This is a genomic window from Mycolicibacterium xanthum (assembly GCF_019710635.1).
Taxonomy (GTDB): domain Bacteria; phylum Actinomycetota; class Actinomycetes; order Mycobacteriales; family Mycobacteriaceae; genus Mycobacterium; species Mycobacterium xanthum.
This window is the reverse complement of the sequence record NZ_JAIFZS010000006.1, coordinates 61,560-80,317: the sequence shown is the minus strand read 5'-3', so window position 1 is coordinate 80,317 and position 18,758 is coordinate 61,560. Positions and strand designations below refer to the sequence as shown.

Annotated in this window: 17 protein-coding genes; 1 reads left to right on the top strand and 16 read right to left on the bottom strand. The window is 70.0% G+C overall.

All coding sequences use genetic code 11. The features are described 5' to 3' along the window. Position 1: 1 nt before the first annotated feature. The gene (mftA, locus tag JDV09_RS03550; RefSeq protein ID WP_221367735.1) at positions 2–100 is read right to left on the bottom strand and encodes a mycofactocin precursor MftA; all 99 of its coding nucleotides are present in this window, start codon (positions 98–100) and stop codon (positions 2–4) included. Positions 101–264: 164 nt separating this feature from the next. On the opposite strand from mftA, the gene mftM reads away from it, so the two are divergent. Then, a complete protein-coding gene (mftM, locus tag JDV09_RS03545) occupies positions 265–1,140 on the top strand; it encodes a mycofactocin oligosaccharide methyltransferase MftM (protein WP_221367734.1) in 876 nt (291 codons plus the stop codon). Here the strand turns inward: mftM and JDV09_RS03540 are convergent. The 15 genes from JDV09_RS03540 to hutH form a co-directional block, all read right to left on the bottom strand. Then, positions 1,137–1,775 carry a MadR family response regulator transcription factor gene (locus JDV09_RS03540; protein WP_221367733.1) on the bottom strand — a complete coding sequence of 213 codons (639 nt, stop codon included), beginning with the start codon at positions 1,773–1,775 and terminating at the stop codon, positions 1,137–1,139. The two genes, mftM and JDV09_RS03540, sit on opposite strands and share 4 nt — an antisense overlap. Then, a complete protein-coding gene (locus JDV09_RS03535) occupies positions 1,772–3,127 on the bottom strand; it encodes a MadS family sensor histidine kinase (RefSeq protein ID WP_304619294.1) in 1,356 nt (451 codons plus the stop codon). Before JDV09_RS03535 ends, JDV09_RS03540 begins: the two co-directional genes overlap by 4 nt. Before the next feature lie 19 nt (positions 3,128–3,146). Continuing rightward, entirely contained in the window at positions 3,147–4,331 is a 1,185-nt protein-coding gene (locus tag JDV09_RS03530; RefSeq protein WP_308124002.1) for an iron-containing alcohol dehydrogenase, read from the bottom strand. A 222-nt stretch (positions 4,332–4,553) separates the two neighbouring features. Beyond that, a complete protein-coding gene (locus tag JDV09_RS03525; RefSeq protein WP_221367731.1) occupies positions 4,554–6,086 on the bottom strand; it encodes a VWA domain-containing protein in 1,533 nt (510 codons plus the stop codon). A 9-nt stretch (positions 6,087–6,095) separates the two neighbouring features. After that, a complete protein-coding gene (locus JDV09_RS03520) occupies positions 6,096–7,262 on the bottom strand; it encodes an AAA family ATPase (protein WP_221367730.1) in 1,167 nt (388 codons plus the stop codon). After that, entirely contained in the window at positions 7,262–8,554 is a 1,293-nt protein-coding gene (mdo, locus tag JDV09_RS03515) for an NDMA-dependent methanol dehydrogenase (protein ID WP_221367729.1), read from the bottom strand. The genes JDV09_RS03520 and mdo overlap by 1 nt, the downstream gene beginning before the upstream one ends. 179 nt (positions 8,555–8,733) lie before the next feature. Continuing rightward, positions 8,734–9,849 carry an ergothioneine biosynthesis PLP-dependent enzyme EgtE gene (gene egtE / locus JDV09_RS03510; RefSeq protein ID WP_221367728.1) on the bottom strand — a complete coding sequence of 372 codons (1,116 nt, stop codon included), beginning with the start codon at positions 9,847–9,849 and terminating at the stop codon, positions 8,734–8,736. Continuing rightward, the gene (egtD, locus tag JDV09_RS03505; RefSeq protein ID WP_255604781.1) at positions 9,846–10,826 is read right to left on the bottom strand and encodes an L-histidine N(alpha)-methyltransferase; all 981 of its coding nucleotides are present in this window, start codon (positions 10,824–10,826) and stop codon (positions 9,846–9,848) included. The genes egtE and egtD overlap by 4 nt, the downstream gene beginning before the upstream one ends. Then, positions 10,826–11,530: an ergothioneine biosynthesis protein EgtC gene (gene egtC / locus JDV09_RS03500; RefSeq protein WP_221367727.1), complete on the bottom strand. Its 705-nt coding sequence runs from the start codon at positions 11,528–11,530 to the stop codon at positions 10,826–10,828. The genes egtD and egtC overlap by 1 nt, the downstream gene beginning before the upstream one ends. After that, on the bottom strand, positions 11,523–12,911 hold the full coding sequence (egtB, locus tag JDV09_RS03495) for an ergothioneine biosynthesis protein EgtB (RefSeq protein ID WP_221367726.1): 1,389 nt from the start codon (positions 12,909–12,911) through the stop codon (positions 11,523–11,525). Before egtB ends, egtC begins: the two co-directional genes overlap by 8 nt. After that, positions 12,908–14,182, bottom strand: coding sequence for an ergothioneine biosynthesis glutamate--cysteine ligase EgtA (gene egtA, locus JDV09_RS03490; protein WP_221367725.1), 1,275 nt, complete (start codon positions 14,180–14,182; stop codon positions 12,908–12,910). The genes egtB and egtA overlap by 4 nt, the downstream gene beginning before the upstream one ends. A gap of 129 nt (positions 14,183–14,311) precedes the next feature. Then, positions 14,312–14,983 carry a sensor domain-containing protein gene (locus tag JDV09_RS03485; protein WP_221367724.1) on the bottom strand — a complete coding sequence of 224 codons (672 nt, stop codon included), beginning with the start codon at positions 14,981–14,983 and terminating at the stop codon, positions 14,312–14,314. Positions 14,984–15,054: 71 nt separating this feature from the next. Next, positions 15,055–16,506 carry a catalase gene (locus tag JDV09_RS03480; RefSeq protein WP_221367723.1) on the bottom strand — a complete coding sequence of 484 codons (1,452 nt, stop codon included), beginning with the start codon at positions 16,504–16,506 and terminating at the stop codon, positions 15,055–15,057. A 113-nt stretch (positions 16,507–16,619) separates the two neighbouring features. Beyond that, positions 16,620–17,099 (bottom strand): hypothetical protein, encoded by a 480-nt coding sequence (locus JDV09_RS03475; protein WP_255604780.1) that lies wholly within the window; start codon positions 17,097–17,099, stop codon positions 16,620–16,622. Between the two features lie 80 nt (positions 17,100–17,179). Then, a complete protein-coding gene (gene hutH / locus JDV09_RS03470) occupies positions 17,180–18,715 on the bottom strand; it encodes a histidine ammonia-lyase (protein ID WP_221367721.1) in 1,536 nt (511 codons plus the stop codon). Positions 18,716–18,758: the final 43 nt, after the last annotated feature.

Genomic DNA, 18,758 nt, shown 5'->3' with positions numbered 1-18,758 from the left:
GTCAGTAGACACCGCACATGCCGTCGATGGAGACCTCCTCGACGAGCGTCTCGGCGACCAGCTCGGCCGAGTCGTCCTGGGTGTTCTCGGTGTGGTCCATGCGTCATTCCTCCGCTTCGTGTGACGTGCTGCACCCGAAGCTATGGCACTGGGTGCACTAAAGGAACTCGCCGACCGGGCAGGAACCTACCCACCCGGACGGGTCGCACATCGCGCCCTTTCGGTGCGCGCGCGACGCCCGCGCCGGTCAATAGCGTTTCGGGTATGGAAGCCGCCGTGCTCAATCCGCTGGCGCCCACGCCGCGCGGCATGTGGAGCGGCCACGGCATCCGGGTGCGCCGCCGGCGTGGCCCGCACCGCCCGCACGTCGGTGGGGAGACCGTGTGCACGCCGCACTTCTGTGTGCAGCGGCACGGTCGCCTGCTGACCGTCGAGCACAACCTGCTGCCCGACGAGCTGTGCGACGAGCTGGCCGTGATGCTCGCCGAGGAGCTGGTCGACATAGGGGCCCTGCACGGGCAGAGCGAGTTCGAACTGGTCTTCACCGGCATCGTGCGCTCCACCGTCGACGGCGGCCTGTCGGCCTGGCTGCGCTTCTACCGCAACTCGGTGGACCGTCTCGAGGCCGGCACCACCGCGTTCGCACCGATCCACGCGTGGGCCGCCGGCGAGGTGCGGGGACACCGGCTGATCGACCTGGGGTCCTGCTTCGGATTCTTCCCGCTGCGGATGGCGCGCCGTGGAATCGAGGTGTTCGCCACCGATCTCAGCGCTCCGACGATGCACCTGCTGCGCCAGATCAGCACGGCCATGCGCCGGCCGTTGACCACGCTGGCATGCGACGCCGCCGAAGTACCGCTGCCCGATCGCTGCGCCGACACGGTCACCGCGCTGCATCTGATCGAGCATCTGCCCACCGACGCGGTCGATGCGGTGCTCGACGAGGCGATCCGGCTGGCGCGGCGGCGCGTCGTGGTCGGGGTGCCGTTCGAGGACGAGCCGCGGGACTGCTACGGGCATATCCAGCGTTTCGACCTGACCACCCTGCAGCGCACCGCCGAACGGCTGACCCGGCGCCACCCCGCGATCTCGGCGCGCGCCTACGAGTTCCACGGCGGCTGGTTGATCCTGGACCGCTAGATGAGGCCGCGCTTGCTGGCGGCGTACACCGCCTCGGCGCGCCTGCTCACCTCGAGCTTGCGCATGATGTTGCTGACATGGAACTTCGCGGTGGTCGCCGAGATGTAGAGCTTCTCGCCGATCTTGTTGTTGGACAGGCCCGCCGCCAGCAACCGCAACACCTCGATCTCCCGGTCGGTGAGCTGCTGGCGCGGCTCGGCCCGCCCGGACATCGAACGCACCACCGCCGCGGCGCTGCGCGAGTCGAACGCACTGTCGCCCGCCGAGATCGCCCGGATCGCACGCACCAACTCGGTGGTGTCGACGTCCTTGACGACGTAGCCGCGGGCGCCGGCGTGCACCGCGCGCACCACCAGGTCCTCGTCGAGGAACGTCGTGAGCACCAGCAGCCCGAGATCCGGGTAGGACTCGGACAGCTTGGCGCACAACGCCAGTCCCTCGAACTCCGATCCGGCCGACAGCTTCAGGTCCAGCAGCACCACATCGGGGTCGGTGGCCCGCACGATCGCCTCGGCCTCGGCCTCGGAGGCGGCCTCGCCGACCACGATGAGGTCCTCGGCTCGTTCCAGCACCGACCGCAGGCCCTGCCGCAGGATGGCGTGATCGTCGACGAGGACGAGCCGGATGGGTTTCATGAGGACTGGCCTTCCACGCGGGGAATGCGGGCGACGACGCGGACACCGCCGATCCGGGACCGGTACACGTCGAAGGTACCGCCGTGTTCGGTGGCCCGGGCCCGCATGTTGGCCAGTCCGCGGTGGCGGCCGTCGACATCGGCCGCCTCGGAAAGCCGCAGCATCAACCGCAGCTTGGCCGGGTCACCGGTGCCGTCATCGGCGACCGACAGGCTGACGGCGTGCTCGCCGTAGGACAGCCGCACGATCGCCCGGGTGGCGTTACCGTGCATGGCCGTGTTGAACAGCGCCTCACCGGCGATGCGCAGCAGGGCGTGTTCGACCTCGCTGGGCAGTTCCGCCGGCGTGCCGCTGACGCGCAGCGTGACCCGAAGATCCTCGGGCATGTGCACGGTCGCCAGCTGAGCCAGCATCTCGCTCAGGCTGGACCGATAGGCATCCCCCGGCTGGTTGAGCGCGTAGATCGCCGAGCGCAGCTGCTCGGTCGCCGAGCGGGTCAGGTCCTTGGCCAGATCGAGCCGGTCGATCAGATCGTTGCCGCCGGCCTTACCGTCGATCTCGCTGCGGCACACCTCGATCTGCATGCCGGCCGAGAGCACCGTCTGCGCGACGCTGTCGTGCAGCTCGCGAGCGATCCGGTGGCGTTCGGAGTTGAGCACCTGATGACGTTGGGCCGCACCGAGTTCGCGCTGAGTGGCCAGCAGCTCGGCGTTGTGCGCCTCGGACTGCGCCAGCAACGTCACCGACTTGGTGAACAGCGCCGAGTTCTGCAGCGCCACCGCGGTCTGGCTGGCCAGGATCCGCATCACCACGCCGTCGGTGTCGTCGAGGGTGCGGTGCGGCGGAGTCCAGGCGGCGAACGCTCCGATCACCTCGCCGTCGAGCTCGATCGGCACGTGCGCATGGTGGTTCTCGATCACCGGCAGCCGGAACTGGGCCAGCTGGCCGCGCAGGATGTCGTTGAGCCGGTTGAGTACCGCGTCGGGCAGGAACGGCCCCGGATCCTTGGCGCCGGAGAGACCTTCGAACGCATACACCACTCCGGCGGAGTCCAGGATCAGATGCCGGACACTGGCCTCGGGCAGCGCGCCGTCGGCCAGCGCCAGCAGCACCCAGTCGGCGTCGAGGTTGGTCCGGGCCGCCTCGGCGACGGAGCGGACCAGGTTCTCCGGGCCCTCGATCGTCTGCACCAGCGCGCCCGAGATGGTGTCGAAGGCGGCGACGACGCGGTCCAGTCGCTTGGCGATATCGCGCAGCTCGGGATAGAACGTCCCCTTGCCCGACCGCAGACCGGTCAACCGCGCCAGGTCCGGGGCGTTGACCCGGCGGCGCCGTTCGCTGGCCCGCGACAGCTCGGTCACGACGCGGCCCTCACATCGCCGCCCGGAACAACGCAAGCATCTGCGCCTCGTCGGCGGTGCGCGGGTTGGTGCTCATGCAGGCGTCCTGCAGCGCGGTCTTGGCCAGCCGCGGCAGGTCCTCGTGGCGCACGCCGAGGGCGGCCAGGCCCCGCGGCACCCCGACCTCGCCGGCCAGCCGCTCGATGCGGTCGGCCAGCGCCAGCGCGGCCTCGGTCGCGGGTGCGCGCGGATCCGATACCCCCAGGCAGGTCGCGATGGTGGCATACGGTCCGGGGTCGGCCTCGGCGTTGAACCGCACGACGTGCGGCAGCAGCACCCCGTTGATCACCCCGTGCGGCAGGTCGAGCAGCCCGCCGACCTGATGGCTCATCGCGTGGGCGGCGCCGAGGATGGCGTTGGTGAAGGCCAGCCCGGCCTCCAGCGCGGCCTGCGCCATCAGCGCCCTGGCGGTCATCTCGGCGGGCCGCTCCATCGTGTGCACCAGGTTGTCGGTGACCATCTGCACGGCCCGCAGCGCGTGGTGGTCGGTGAGCTGGTTGTGGCCCAGCGACACGAACGCCTCGACGCCGTGGGTCAGCGCGTCCAGCCCGGTGGCGGCGTTGAGCCAGTCCGGCATGGTGGTCAGCAGCCGCGGGTCGATGACGGTGATGTCGGGGACCAGCGCCCGCCCGAGGATGGTGATCTTGGTGTTGCGGGTGGTGTCGGTGACGATGCAGAACTGCGACACGTCGGCGCCGGTGCCCGACGTCGAGGGCACCACCACCAGCGGCGGAATCGGCACCTGGGCCTTGTCCACGCCCTCGTAGTCGAGGATGTCGCCGCCGTTGGCGGCCAGGATCGCCACCCCCTTGGCGGCGTCGATGACCGATCCCCCGCCCACCGCCACGAGCACGTCGCACCCGTGTTCGGCGTAGGTCTGGAAACCGTCGGCGATCTCGTGGTCCTTCGGGTTCGGCGTGACCGAACTCCACACCACCACGTCGACGCCCTGTTCCTCGAGATGGCCGGTCATCTCGTCGGACCAGCCCGCCTCGATCAGGCCGGGATCGGTGACCAGCATCGGGCGCAACGCCCCGTGCCGCATCGCGGCGTGCGCGGCCTCCACGAGGGAATCGACCCCGAACACGATCTCCGGGGCGTGGAACTTCAGCAGCCGCGGCGCGGCCGCGGCACAACCGTGGTCGTGCTCGGGGATCGACGTGGGATAGCCCGCCCGCGTCGGCGTCCGCGTCGACGTGTTTCTGACCGCTCTCGCCACTGCCTCGCCTTGCCCGCCACGCGCCGGGCGCACCGAATGTGACCCGGACAACATCGTGCGGTCCAGCGTACGGCCCCCCTCTGCCGAAATGGCATTCCAGCAGGCCCTCTCTCGACTTTCTCCTGCTGGAATGCCATTTCGGCGGGGTGCCATCGCCGCCTACCGCCCGACGGCCTCGGCGGCGAAGTCGTGCGCCGCCCGCTCCAGCCCGCTCAGGTCCTGCACCACCCGGATCCGGTCGCAGAACTCGCCGTAGGCGGGCAGGTCACAGCTGCCCAGCCCCCAGGAGTAGCGCGGCTCGGGGGTCAGCCACACCGTCTCGCGGGCGCGGCGGGTGATCTCCTCGAACGCGGCCAGGTTGGGATCCTTGGCGTTATTGCGTCCGTCGCCGAGCACCAGCAGCGTGGTGCGGCGGGTGATCGCCGAGGAGTGTTCGGCCAGGAAGTCGCCGAACACGGTGCCGTAGTCGGAGTTCGCAGCCGTGTCGATCACGTCGCCACCGAAGATCAGCCCCAGCGCGCGCTCGCTCGGGTGGTCGCGGAACAGCTCGGTGGTCTCGGCCAGGTCGGCGACGAACACGAACGAGCGCACCTGGGTGAACAGGTCCTGCAGGCCGTGCACCAGGTTCAGGGTGAACCGCGACGTGGCCCGCACCGACAGGCTGACGTCGGCGAGCACCACCAGCCGGGGCCGGTCCTCGGCCCGGCGCACCGTGACCGGAACGAACGGCACCCCGTCGAAGCGCATGTTGCGCCGCATCGTCTGCCCCGGGTCGACCCGGCCCGCGGAGGCGATGTGCCTGCGGTGGGTCAGCGCGCCGTGCAGCGTACGGGCCAGCCGGCGCAGCGAGTCCTCCAATTCGGCGCGCTCGCCTTCGCCGATGCGCTCCACCTGCGCCGCGCGCTGCTCGCGGTCCTCGATGATCTTGGTCTCCAGCGCCAGCAGCGCCTCCAGGTGCCGCTTGAGCGCCTGCGGCAGGTTCTCCAGCACCCCGGCCAGCCGCGCGCGCAGCGCGGCCGCGGCCTGCATGTCGGTCTCGTCACCCAGGGGGCCCAGCTCGTCGGCCAGCCAGCCCAGCAGCACGTCCTGCTCGGCGATGGACAGCTCCGCGTCCACGGCGGTGCCGCTGGAGGTGGCCAGGCTGCCGGCAGCGCCGGCGCCGCTGAGCCGGTCGGTGGACAGCTGGATGCGGTAGGAGTCGTCGGCGCCGGTGCGGCTGTCCTTGGAGAACGCGATCTCGTCGGTCAGCGCGGCGAGATCGATCTTGTTCGCCTCCTGGTGCAGGTTGTAGCGCTGCGCCAGGTCCTCCTGCTTGAAGTAGTCCCGGATACTCGCCGGCTTGCCGTGTTCGTGCCCGGGCTCGGGGGTTTCGCTGGGCTCCTCGGACAGCGTGAACGAGTCCAGCTCACCGGTGTCGACAAGGTCGTCGTGGGCGTGGGAATGGCCGCCCTGTGCTCCGTCATCCGGGCCGACCCGGACGAGGGAGAAGAACGCGTCGAAGATCTCGTCGAAGATCGGTTCGTCGCGGTGGTCCTTGACCAGCGCGACGCGCAATGCGGTGCGCAGGACAGCCCGGGAAGTCAACACACCGGGCTGCCCAGCGCACCGCATCGCGTCCAGCGCCTCGGGGATCGAGACGCGCACGCCGGCCAGCCGCAGCAGCCGGACGAACCGGTGCAGGGTCGCCTCCACCGGTGGCTCCTACAGCGCCCGGCGCCGGCCCAGCGACGCCGCCTGCCCGGCCTTCTTGGGGGTGCCGTAATAGCCGTCGGTGAACCGGCCGGGCTTGTCCTTGGCCGCCCGCGCCGCCCGACCGTCCGCGCCGTGATCGTCGTCGTCGTGGCTGTGGTTGTGGCCACCGCGCGGGTGATCGTGGCCCGGGCCGTGATCGTGACCGCCGTGCGAATGGTTGTGCGAGTGACCGTGATCGTGTGGGTGCAGCGAGTCGGGCACCTTCGCGTTTGGGTCCACCAGCCGCGGCAGCGCGTCGAGGGCTTTCCGCACATCCTTGTCGTACTTGACCACGACCGACACCGTGTCGGAAAGCACCTGTCCGGACAGTTCGTCGACGCCGAGCACCGCGAGCGTGCGGGCCCAGTCGATGGTCTCCGAAATGCTGGGGGCCTTGCGCAGTTCCAGCTCCCGCAGGCCCCGCACGATGCCGACGAGCTGGCCGGCCAGCGCGTCGGACAGACCGGTGTTCTTCGACCGGACGATCTCCAGCTCCCGATCGGCGGCCGGATAGTCGAGGAACAGATGCAGGCAGCGACGTTTCAGCGCGGCCGCCAGATCTCTGGTGTTGTTCGACGTGAGGATCACGTACGGCGCGTGCCGGGCGACGAACGTCCCGATCTCGGGGACCGAGACCTGGTATTCGCCGAGCAGTTCCAGCAGCACGGCCTCCAGCGCCTCGTCGGCCCGGTCGATCTCGTCGACCAGCAGCACGACGGGTTCCTCCGAGCGCACCGCCTCCAGCAGCGGGCGCGGCGCCAGGAACCGGTCGGAGAAGAACACGCTCTCCTGGGCCCCGATGCGCTCGACGGCCTCACCGAGATCGGTTGCATCCGCGACGATCTGGCCGATCTTCTCGCGCAGGATCTGGGTGTAGAGCAGCTGCTTGCCGTAGTCCCACTCGTAGAGCGCCTTGGTCTCGTCCTGGCCCTCGTAACACTGCAGGCGAAGGAGCCGCCGGCCGGTCGCGGCCGCCAGCACCTTGGCCAGTTCGGTCTTCCCGACACCCGCCGGCCCCTCGATCAGCAGGGGCTTGTCCAGCCGGGTCTGCAGGAACACGGTGGTGGCGAGCCGCTCGTCGGCGATATAGCCTTCGCCGGCGAGCGCCTCGCGCACCTCCTCCACGGAGTCGAACATCAGGGCAGCAGCTCGTCCAGATCGCCGTTCATGCAGTGGTCGACGACCGGCCGGACGGTGTCGAACGTGCACTCCTTGGCGTTGCCCGGGGTGCAGGCGTCGCCGAGCACGTGGTTGGTGATGCGGTCCACGTCGGCCTTGTCGCCCTTGATCACCGGGGAGTTCTCGTAGAACTTCGTCGGCCCCTGGCCGAGCCGGTTCTTCGAGTAGCTGTCCTGCTTGACGTCGGTGAACTTCTCGATGATGTTCACGTCGCGCAGCAGCCGGATCGCCGCGGCCAGCGCCGCGTCGGCGGCCTGCACGTCGGTCATCCCGTAGGTGTCCACACCCATCGCCTGGGCGATGTCGGCGAACCGCTTGTAGGCCACCGGCATGTTGAACGCCCACACGCGCGGCAGCGCGATCGCGTTGTTGAGCCCGTGGTGGGTGTCGTAGAACGCGCTGACCGCGTGCGAGATGGAGTGGATGATGCCCAGCCCGCCGGAGTTGAACGCCTGAGCGGCGATGTACTGCGCATACATCATGCCCTCGCGGCCCTTGAGGTCGGTGCCGTTCCAGGTGGCCTCGCGCAGGTTCTCGGCGGTCAGCTTGATGGCGCGTATCGCGTTGCCCAGCGACGGCTCGAAGTTCAGCCGCGACACGTAGGGCTCCGAGGCGTGGGCGAGCACGTCGAACCCGCACTGCGCGGTGTAGTCGACCGGGCACTCGTAGTACAGCACCGGGTCGTCGACGGCCAGCGTGGTCACGCTGGCGTCGTCGAAGGCGACGTACTTGTGCGGGTTGTCGGGATCGGTGGTGGTGTCGGTGATGACGTAGGCCCACGAGGTCTCCGAGCCGGTGCCCGCGGTGGTGGAGATCGCGATGTGCGGCGGGTTCTTCGGGTTCTCGCTCTTGTTGAAACCCTCGAAGTCGTTGACGTTGCGGCCGTCGTGGGCGATCGAGATGCGTGCGCCCTTGCAGGCGTCATGGGTGGAGCCGCCGCCGATGGAGACGAAGCTGTCGCACTCGTTCTCCTGGTAGAGCTTCACCGAGTCCATGACGTTGTAGTCCTTGGGGTTGGACTCGACCTTGTCGTAGACGACGACCTCGAGTCCGTGCCATTTCAGCGACTCGGCCATGTTGTGCACGATGTCGGTGCCGCGCAGGCCCGAGGACATCAGCAGGACGCGCTTGAAGCCCATCCTGAGGGCTTCGGGCCCGACCATCTCGTGTGCGCCCGGGCCCATCATGGCGCGCGGGAACGGGTGGAATTCCTTGATGGGGAAGGGCTTGAGTAGATCTTCGACCTTCATCTGCGGGTCCTTTCTGGTAGCCGGCTCCGATGCAGCAGGAGGTGTCGGCCACCAACGTAGGCCCCGGAATGTGAGCCACGGAACAGCTCGGGGGCAAGACCGAATCCTCGGGCAGCGCAATTGCACACGACCGGGCAGTGCCCCACCTACCCGGTCGGGCAGGTGGCCCTCGGCTGCGGTCAGCGCGTGACGGCGATCAACGCTGCCTCCAGCGCGGCCAGGTCGGCGTCGGTGACGTCGACGTGCGGCGAGATCCGCAGCGCGGGGCGGGTCATCTCCCGTGGGGCGCGCTCGGGACCGAGGTAGGTCGTCACGATCGCGTGCTCGGCGAGCAGCCGGGACCGCACCGTCATCGGGTCCACCCCGTCCGGCGGGCGCAGCGTGGTGATGGCGCTGGGTTCGCCGACCGGTTCGACCACGGTCCAGCCCGCGGCGCCGTCGAGCACGGTGCGGGTGCCGGCCCCGACGTCGCGCAGCCGGGCCCGGACGGCGTCGGGCCCTGCGGCCAGGTGCTCGCCCAGGGCCACCGAAAGCGCCACGTGCAGTCCGATGTTCACCTCTGCATGGGCCAGCCGCAGCACGGCCGGTTCGGACAGCAGCCCGGGCCGGGTCGCCAGCATGCCGACCCCACGCGGCCCGGCGGTCCATTTCCGCGACGACGAGTACAGCGCGTCGGCGCCGATCCCCGCGCAGTCCAGATGGGCGAACCCCTGTGCAGCATCGACGATGATCGGGATGCCGTGGGCCCGGCAGATCTCGGCGATCGCGTGGGCGGGCTGGGCGATTCCACTGTGGCTGCCCAGGATCGTGAAGTGCACCAGTGCCGGCGGGTCGTGCGCGAGTGCGTCGGCCGCGGCGTCGACGTCGAGCCGCCCGGAGCCGTCGACCGGCAGCGGCAGCGTCGCGAAGCCGTGCCGTTGCATGGTGATCAGGTTGGGCCCGAACTCGCCGGGCAGGCAGGCCAGTCGGCGCTCACCCGGCCGGTCGCCGAGCAGGATGTCCAGTGCGTGTCCGGATCCCGTCGTGAAGAAGACGTCGGCGTCGGCCATCCCGGTCAGCGCCCGCACCGCGGCACGACCGGCCTCCAGCGCGGGCGCGGCGGCCTCGGCGGCCACGTAGCCCCCGACCTCGGCTTCGTGGCGGGCGTGCCGCGCCGCCGCGTCGATCACCGCGAAGCTCTGCCGTGAGCAGGCAGCGCTGTCGACGTGGACACCCGCCGGGGCGGGCCGTGCCGCCCGCCAGCGCTCGCCGAGCGTCACTTCACCGACAGTGCTCATTTCACCGACAGTGCTCATTTCACCGACAGAGACAGAGCGAAGTCGCCCGCATCGTCGGTCCACCAGTGCTTGCGGCGCAGACCGGCGGCTGCCAACTCGGCGTCCACGCCGTCGCGACGGAACTTGCACGACACCTCGGTCAGCATCTGCTCGCCGTCGGCGAAGTCCACGTCGAGGCCGAGCGCGCCGACGTGCACCCGCTGGGCGCGTATCGACCGCAGCCACATCTCGATGCGCTCCTCGGCGGCGTTCCACCGGGCGACGTGGTCGAACGCGGAGATGTCGAAGTCGGCCCCGAGTTCGCGGTTCACCACCGCGAGCACGTTGCGGTTGAACCGCGCCGTGACACCGGCGCTGTCGTCGTAGGCGCGGATCAGCCTGACGGGATCCTTGACCAGATCGGTGCCCAGCAGCAGCGTGTCGCCGGGCGCCATCATGTCCGACACCGAGGCCAGGAACTCCGCGCGCGGACCAGGGGTCAGGTTGCCGATCGTGGACCCCAGGAACGCGACCAGCCGACGGCCCATGCCCGGGATCTTGCCGAGGTGTTCCTCGAAATCGCCACACACGGCGTCGATCTCGATGCCCGGATACTCCTTCCCGATGGCCACTCCGGCCGACTCCAGCACACCGGCGTCGACGTCGAACGGGATGAACCGGCGCAGCGAACCTCGATCGCGCAGCGCATCGAGCAGCCTGCGGGTCTTCTCCGAGGTTCCGCTGCCCAACTCGACCAACGTGTCCGCCCCGGCGGCCGCCGCGATCTCGCCAGCGTGCGCGGAAAGGATCTGCGCCTCTGCCCGGGTCGGGTAGTACTCGGGCAACCGGGTGATCTGATCGAACAGGTCACTGCCCACGGAATCATAGAACCACTTGGGTGGCAACGACTTCGGGTGCTTGGACAGACCCTCTCGGACGTCGCGGCGAAGGGCCTCCTCCGCGGCGTCGGCGGCCAGGTAGTTGGCGAGCGAGAAGTCCACGGGTTCAGAGGCCATCACGGTCCTTTCAGCGGCGTCAGCGTCACGTGCATGTCGACGACGTCGACCAGATGCCGGTCCGGGATCTCCTGCCAGGCCGGATCGTCGTCATAGGGTTCGCTGGCCAGCACGACACCGTCGGGCCTGCGCAGCAACGAAAGGGTGTCGCCCCAGGTGGTGGCGAGCAGCCGGGAACCGTTGGCGGCCAGGATGTTCAGCCGCGCGTTCGGGTCGTCGGCCGCGACCGCGGCGATGGTGGCGCCGAGCGCGTCGAGGCCGCGGTCGAAGATCAGGGCGGCCAGCAGCGCGCTGTCGTTGGTCGACTCGGCGTGCCGCGCCGGCGGCAGCACCGCAGTGTCGACCAGACCGTTGTGCGACAGCAGCCAGGCGCCGTCGGTGAACGGGGCACTGGCCGATGCCTCGATCGGCATGCCTGCGCTGGCCGAGCGCACAGCGGCCACCACGCACCGGCTGCGCAGGACCGGGGCCACCGAGGCGAAGGACACGTCACCCCACAGCGGCGCGGCGCTACGCCAGCGCCGGGGCACGACACCGGCTTCGTCGGTGTCGGCGTAAAACCCCACGCCCCACCCGTCTGCGTTCATCAGCCCGTGCTTCTGGCGGCGCGGCGCGTAGGACTGGACCAGCAGCCCCGACGGCGGGTCCAGCATCAGCGCGGCCACCGACACCGGATCGCCGAGCCAGCCCAGATGCCTACACATCGCCGGTCGCTCTTCGCCCAAGCGGCTCATCATCAGTCGCTCTTCGCGCAAGCGGCTCATCATCAGTCGCTCTTCGCGCAAGCGGCTCATCGGCGTCCCAGGCCAGCCGCACACCGGAGAAGATCTGCCTGCGGACCGGGTGGTCCCAGTTGCGGAAACTCGGCCGCAGGATGGAGGGCGCGACCGCCCACGACCCACCGCGCAACACCCGGTAGTCACCCGAACCGGCGCCGTCGAAGAACGGCACCGAGTAACGCTCGTACACCATCGGGGTGAACCCCGGCCACGGCCGCAGCGGCGAGGTCGTCCATTCCCAGACATCGCCCATCATCTGCTCGACCCCGTAGGCCGACGCACCCTCCGGGTACGCGCCGACCGGGGCCGGCCGCAGCGCATCACCCCCCAGGTTGGCCAGCGCCGGGCCGGGATCGGCCGATCCCCACGGGTAGCGCCGTCGCGTCCGGGTCTGCGGATCCCATGCGCACGCCTTCTCCCATTCCGCCTCGGTGGGCAGCCGGGCGCCCGCCCATGCGGCGTAGGCCTGCGCCTCGAAGAACGTCACATGCTGGACCGGCTCGTCGTCGGGGATGTCCTCGACATGGCCGAACCGGGTTCGGGTCCCGGTTTCCGCGTTCCAGAACAGCGGAGCGGTCAGCCCGGCCCGCTGCCGGTGCTCCCAGCCCGCCGGTGACCACCACCGGGGCTCGCGATAGCCGCCGTCGGCGATGAACGCCCGCCACTCACCGCTGGTGACCGGCACGCGGCCGATCCGGAAGGCGGGGACGTCGACGACGTGCGCGGGCCGCTCGTTGTCCAGCGAGAACGGCTCCGTCTCGGCATCCACACCCAATACGAACTCACCGCCGGGGACGAGCACCGAGGTCCCCGCCACACCCTCGCGCCCGCCGGGCAGTGCCGCCCCGCGGTCGAGCAGCGGCGCCCCGCGACGCAGGCTCAACGCCTGCAGCATCGTCTCGTCGTGCTGGTTCTCGTGGCTGACCACCATGGCGAAGGTGAACGCGTCGGGGTGCCCATCGGGCAGTGCGTCGAGCGCGTCGAGTGCCCGGCCGCGCACGGTCGCGCAGTACGCGCGGGCATCCGCGGGCGGCAGCAACGGCAGGTCGACCCGGCTGGCCCTGGAGTGCACGAAGGCGTCGTAAAGCTGGTCGACCTGCGGCGACAGCAGGCCCCGGCGGTCGGGATCGCCGCCGCGCAACAGCCACAGCTCCTCCTGCTGACCGATGTGCGCCAGATCCCAGACCAGCGGGCTCATCAGCGGGTCGTACTGTCGGCGCACCTCGGCGTCGTCGAAGTCGACGAGCCGCAGGGTGCGGTCGCGGGCCCTGGTCAGCTCGGTGGCGAGCAGCTCGCGTGACGTCACAACTCCCCTTGTGCCAGCTGGGTCACCGCACCGCCCACCCCGTAGGTCACCACCCGGTCGGCGAAGTCGTCGGCCGGGCAGCGGCCCTGCTCGACCGAACGCGTCAGTTGCTCCATCGACTCCTGCAGGTGAGCCGGCGCGCGTTCGGCCGCGGCCGCCACGCACCGCCGGGCGGCCCGGTGCAGCCGCCGGTCACGCAGTCCGACCCGGGCAGCCCGGTCCCACGTGGTGGCCACCGACTCGGTCGCCTCGGCGGCGAGGTCGGCCGCGCCGGGGTCGTCGAGCAGCGTCGCCAGCGTGAACGCCACCGACGGCCAGATCGCGTCCGAGACGCTGTCGAGGTAGCGCACCTCGAGGAACCCGCGCGGGCGTACCGGCGGGAACAACGTCGTCAGGTGGTAGTCCAGGTCGGCGGTGGTCGGCCTGCGGTTGCCCAGTAACACCCGGCCGTCGGCCCAGTCCGCAAAGGGCACCCACCCGGCGACCGGTGTCGGGTCCGGGCGGTGCACCAGCATCACCGGCGCGCGCAGCGCGTAGCGGGCCCAGTCGCTGGCCGGGTCGTCACCGCTGGCGCCCAGGATCGGGCCGCACCGGGCCGCGTCGAGCTGGCTCCACACCCGTTGCCGGGTGGAACGCCACCCGGTGAACCGGCCACCGAGCATCGGCGAGTTCGCCGTGATGGCGATCATCGTCGGGCCGAGCGCATGGGCGAGCCGGACCCGCTCACTCCACCCCGACGCCGGTCCCGCCTCGATGTTGACCTGAACCGACGCCGTCGACGTCATCATCGCCGCGCCCGCGGTGCCGGTCCCGCTGGCGCGGAAGAACCGTTCCATGGCCTGGTAGCGGCCGCCCGGGTTGACCCGGGCGGCGGGGCGCAGCGGGTCGGCGCCGAGCAGCACCAGCCCGAAACCGGCGTGGGCGAAGGACGCCCGCAGCACCGCGCGATCCATCGCCATGGCCGAGATGGCCGCGGCGGCATCGACCAGCGGCGGGCCGGACAGTTCGACCGCGCCGCCCGGCTCGACGGTGACGGCGCTGCCTCCTGGCAGTGGCGGAAGAGCCGCGATCGCCGAGGTCAGCTCGTCCCAGCCCGGGCGCCGCGACGGATCACCCAGGTCGTAGCAGTGGGCCTCGACCTCCAGGCCCACCCGGCCGACCGGGCCGTCGGTCAGGCATCGCTGCACAACGTGGCCGGCCGCTGCCGAGGCGCTGGTCAGCTCGTCTGCTGTGCAGCCGCTGCCGGCATCACATGCGATGGTGCGGGCCATACCAACCCCCTCCGGGTCGGGAACGATCGCTGCCTTGTGTCCATCTTCCAGAACACACCGACAAAGTCCCGCGTTTGGCGGGTGACACGTGGGTGACGTGTACCCGAACCCGCCCGGCGTTACGGACCGCTACTGACCGAGCGTGTTCTGCATGGCGCCGGCCAGCACGGCGACCGCGGGCCCGCCGTTGCCGGACTGACACACCTTGGCCTGCAGCAATACGTTCTCCCGCAGCCTGGTGGTCACGAAACAGCGGCGGTCCGTACCCGCTTCCTGCTTGACCCAGTTGGCCTCCGTGGCCTCCGCGGGGCCCCCGGTGAACGTCCACACCTGGGTGGTGAGGTTATCCAGGTGCATGGCCGTGGTCTGGCCGTTGCAGCCGACGGTCCGGTCGACCACCCGGTGATAGGCCCGCCCCGCGGCGTCGGGGTTGGCGAACACGCCGACGGCCTGTTTGACGAAGTGCGTCATATCGGTGGGTGACTCCTGGGTGGTCGCCCCGTTGAACGCGGCCAGGTCGGGATCGTTGTAGACCTCGGGCAGCCCGATGTCAGCCCAGTTGTTGCACACCGGGTTGTCCACCCAGAACGACTGGAACGGCGCGGTGAACGTCCACTCGAAGCCCATCCGGGCGCCGACGATGTTGCCGACCGACCCCTTGGGCAGCACCGCGTAGTTGACCACCCCCGGAGCGGACGGCGTCGCCGCGGCCGGAGCCGCCGACAGCACCGCCAGGCCCGCACCGAGGGCCAGACCTGCGGCGCGCGTCCGCCCGCCGCCGGTCGAGATGCCGATGCTCATGGCCTCGATCATGCCAGCGGTGGGGATTTCGGTGTGAATGTCGCCGCTGAGCGGCGATATTCACACCGAAATCACCCGCGTACGCCCTCCTCGACCTTCTTGCCGAGGTCGGGGTCGACGTTCTTCCAGTACTCGAAGACCCGCGACAGCACCGGCTCCCGCACACCCTTCGATACATGACCGATGATGTTGTGCGCCAACCGGTCCCGGGCGTCGTCATCGAGGACCTCGCGGACCATCGTGCCGGCCTGACCGAAGTCGTCGTCGTCTTCGCGTAGCGCGTACGCGCTGCGCACCATCTCGCTGTCGGCGGCCCAGTGCACCTCGGCGGCACGCTTCGGATCGGCCTCGGGCCCGCCCATCGAGTTCGGCGTGTAGACCGGATCGGTCGCGTTGCGGATCCGCATCGCGCCGTCCTTGCTGTAGGCGCGGACCTCCGTGTGCGGCTCGTTCACCGGGATCTGCTTGTAGTTGACGCCGAGCCGGGCCCGGTGTGCGTCGGCGTAGGAGAACCCCCGGGCCAGCAGCATCTTGTCCGGGCTCAGCCCGGTGCCGGGCACGATGTTGTTCGGCTCGAACGCGGCCTGCTCGATCTGCGCGTGGTAGTCGACCACGTTGCGATTCAGCGTCATCCTGCCGACCTCCTGCAACGGGTAGTCGGCGTGCGGCCACACCTTCGTCAGGTCGAACGGGTTGAACCGGTAGGTCTTGGCGTCCTCGAACGGCATGATCTGCACGTGCAATGTCCAGGTCGGGAAGTTGCCGCTCTCGATGGAGTCGTAGAGGTCGCGCTGGTGGTAGTCGCCGTCCTCGCCGGCGAGTCGGTCGGCGTCCTCCTGGGTGAGGAAGTCGATGCCCTGATCGGTCTTGAAGTGGTACTTCACCCAGAACAGCTCGTCGTTGTCGTTGAGCCAGCTGTAGGTGTGGCTGGAGTAGCCGTTCATCTGCCGCCAGGTCTGCGGAATGCCCCGATCGCCCATCAGCCAGGTCACCTGGTGCGCCGACTCCGGTGACAGAGTCCAGAAGTCCCACTGCATGTGGTGATCGCGCAGGTTGGTGGCCTGCATGCGCTTCTGGCTGCGGATGAAGTTCTGGAACTTCATCGGATCGCGAACGAAGAACACCGGGGTGTTGTTGCCCACCATGTCGAAGTTGCCCTCGTCGGTGTAGAACTTCAGCGCGAATCCGCGCGGGTCCCGCCAGGTGTCTGGGCTGCCGCGCTCCCCGGCGACGGTGGAGAACCGGGCCACCAGCTCGGTCTTGGCGCCCGGTTGCAGGAACGCGGCCTTGGTGTAGGCGCTGACGTCCCGGGTCACCTCGAACTCACCGAACGCACCACCGCCCTTGGCGTGCGGCTGGCGCTCCGGGATGCGTTCGCGGTTGAAGTTGGCCATCTGCTCGATCAGGTAGTGGTCCTGCAGCAGGATGGGGCCGTCGGGGCCGACGGTCAGCGAGTGCTCGACGCTGGGGATCGGCGCGCCGCCGTCGGTGGTTGCGAATTTCGTGGCGTCTTTGTCAGTCATGTCCCTCTTCTCCTCGGGTGCGGCGGCCCATCGGGCGGTCCGCCGTCACGTCCTATCCGGCGGAGTACCCCACACGGCCGTGGGATCCACCCGAGGAGAAGAGAGATCTGTCGCTAAGGGCGCTGCGGCGATGCCGGACCGCCCTGCCCACCCGAGCCGCCCTGGCTCCCCGGCGGTTGCGGGACCCCGATCCTCGGACCGTCGGAACCGAACGGTCCCCGGAACTCGGGACCCCGCCCGAACTCGCCCTGCGGACCCATCGGGAACATCGGCGGCGCCGGGTGGAGAACGAACTGATGGCCGCGGTCGTCCCGGGGGCCCTGTCCGACCTGCTTGCCGACGAAGAATCCGGTGCCGAAGATCACCGCCACTATGATCACCGACCCCGCAATGATCCCCACCAGCGCGGCGGCCTTGTTCAGCCGATTGGACTCCGCGGTGGCATAGACCGGCTGCGCCGGCATCGGGGGGACCGGTGGTGGGACGGGTCCCGGCTGCGGAGGCAGGGTCCCGGCGGGCGGTCCGGTCATGACCGGACCGGTCGCGGGCTCTGACGGATCTTCGGGTGCCGGCGGCGTCGTTGCTTCGCTCATGGCTACGATCATTCGCCGCGATCCCCAGCGGACATTAGGCGTCCGCTGTGAATCCGCTATGAGCCGGTCGGCGATGCTGGTCAGGCAAGCGGGCCGGTCACACCCTCCGCGGCGGCGACGACCGCGCCCGACGCGACCAGATCGACGACAGCGGCGATCTCCGGCGCCAGATAACGGTCGGGCCCTGGGCCCTCGACGGCCGAACGCACCAGCGACACCACCGCAGCGGTGCCCGGCGCGGGGGCCAGGGGTGCGCGCATGTCGATGCCGCGCGCCGCGGTCAGCACCTCGATCGCCAGCACCCGGGTCAGACCGTCGACGGCGCGACGCAGCTTACGGGCGGCCGACCAGCCCATCGAGACGTGGTCCTCCTGCATCGCCGACGACGGGATCGAGTCGACGCTCGCCGGCGCGGCCAGGCGTTTGAGTTCGGACACGACGCCCGCCTGGGTGTATTGGGCGATCATGTGCCCACTGTCGACACCGGGGTCGCCGGCCAGGAATGCGGACAGTCCGCGGCTGCGGGCGACGTCGAGGAACCGGTCGGTGCGCCGTTCGCTGATGCTGGCCAGATCGGCCACGGCGATGGCGAGGAAGTCGAGCACATAGGCGACGGGCGCCCCGTGAAAGTTGCCGTTGGACTCGACGCGGCCGTCGTCGGTGACGACAGGGTTGTCGATGACGCTGGCCAGTTCGCGCCCCGCAACCAGACGGGCATGGTCGGCGGTGTCCCGTGCCGCGCCGGCCACCTGCGGTGAGCAGCGCAGCGAGTAGGCGTCCTGCACGCGTGCACAATCGGGGGTCTGGTGGCTGGCGATGATCGCCGAATCCGACAGCAGCGTACGCAGATTCGCTGCCGATGCGGCCTGGCCGGGGTGCGGACGCAGGCGCTGCAGGTCCTCGGCGAACACCCGGTCGGTACCGAGTTGACCCTCGACGCTCATCGCGGCGGCGATGTCGGCGACACGGAACAGGTTGTCCAGGTCGGCGAGCGCGAGCACCAGCATGCCGAGCATGCCGTCGGTGCCGTTGATCAGCGCGAGGCCTTCCTTCTCGGCGAATGTCACCGCCGACAGACCGTGAGCGGTCAGCGCGTCCGCGGTCGGCAGCAGCGCACCGGAGGCGTCGCGCACCGACCCTTCACCCATGATCGCCATTGCGACGTGTGCCAGCGGCGCGAGATCGCCCGAGCAGCCCAGACTTCCGTACTCGTAGACCACCGGCGTCAGGCCGGCCGACAGCAGGTTCGCATAGGCCTGGGCAGTCGCAACGCGTACGCCGGTGCGGCCGGTGGTCAACGTCGAGAGCCGCAGCAGCATCATCGCGCGCACCACCTCGCATTCGACCTCGGGGCCGGATCCCGCAGCGTGGGAGCGAATGAGGCTGCGCTGCAGAGTGGTTCGCATGTCCTCCGGGATGTGCCGGGTTGCCAGCGCGCCGAAGCCGGTCGAAACGCCGTAGACGGGCGACGGTTGGGCGGCCAGCGCCTCGATGTGAAGCCGGCTCGCCTCGATCGCCGCTACTGCATCGTCCGACACGCGGACGGCAGCGCCTGCCCGGGCGACCGCGACGACGTCGTCGAAGCTGACTGGACCGATGCCGACGGTGACTGTCATGCCGCCAACCTAGGCCCTGGCCGGACCGCTGAGGACCCGCCCC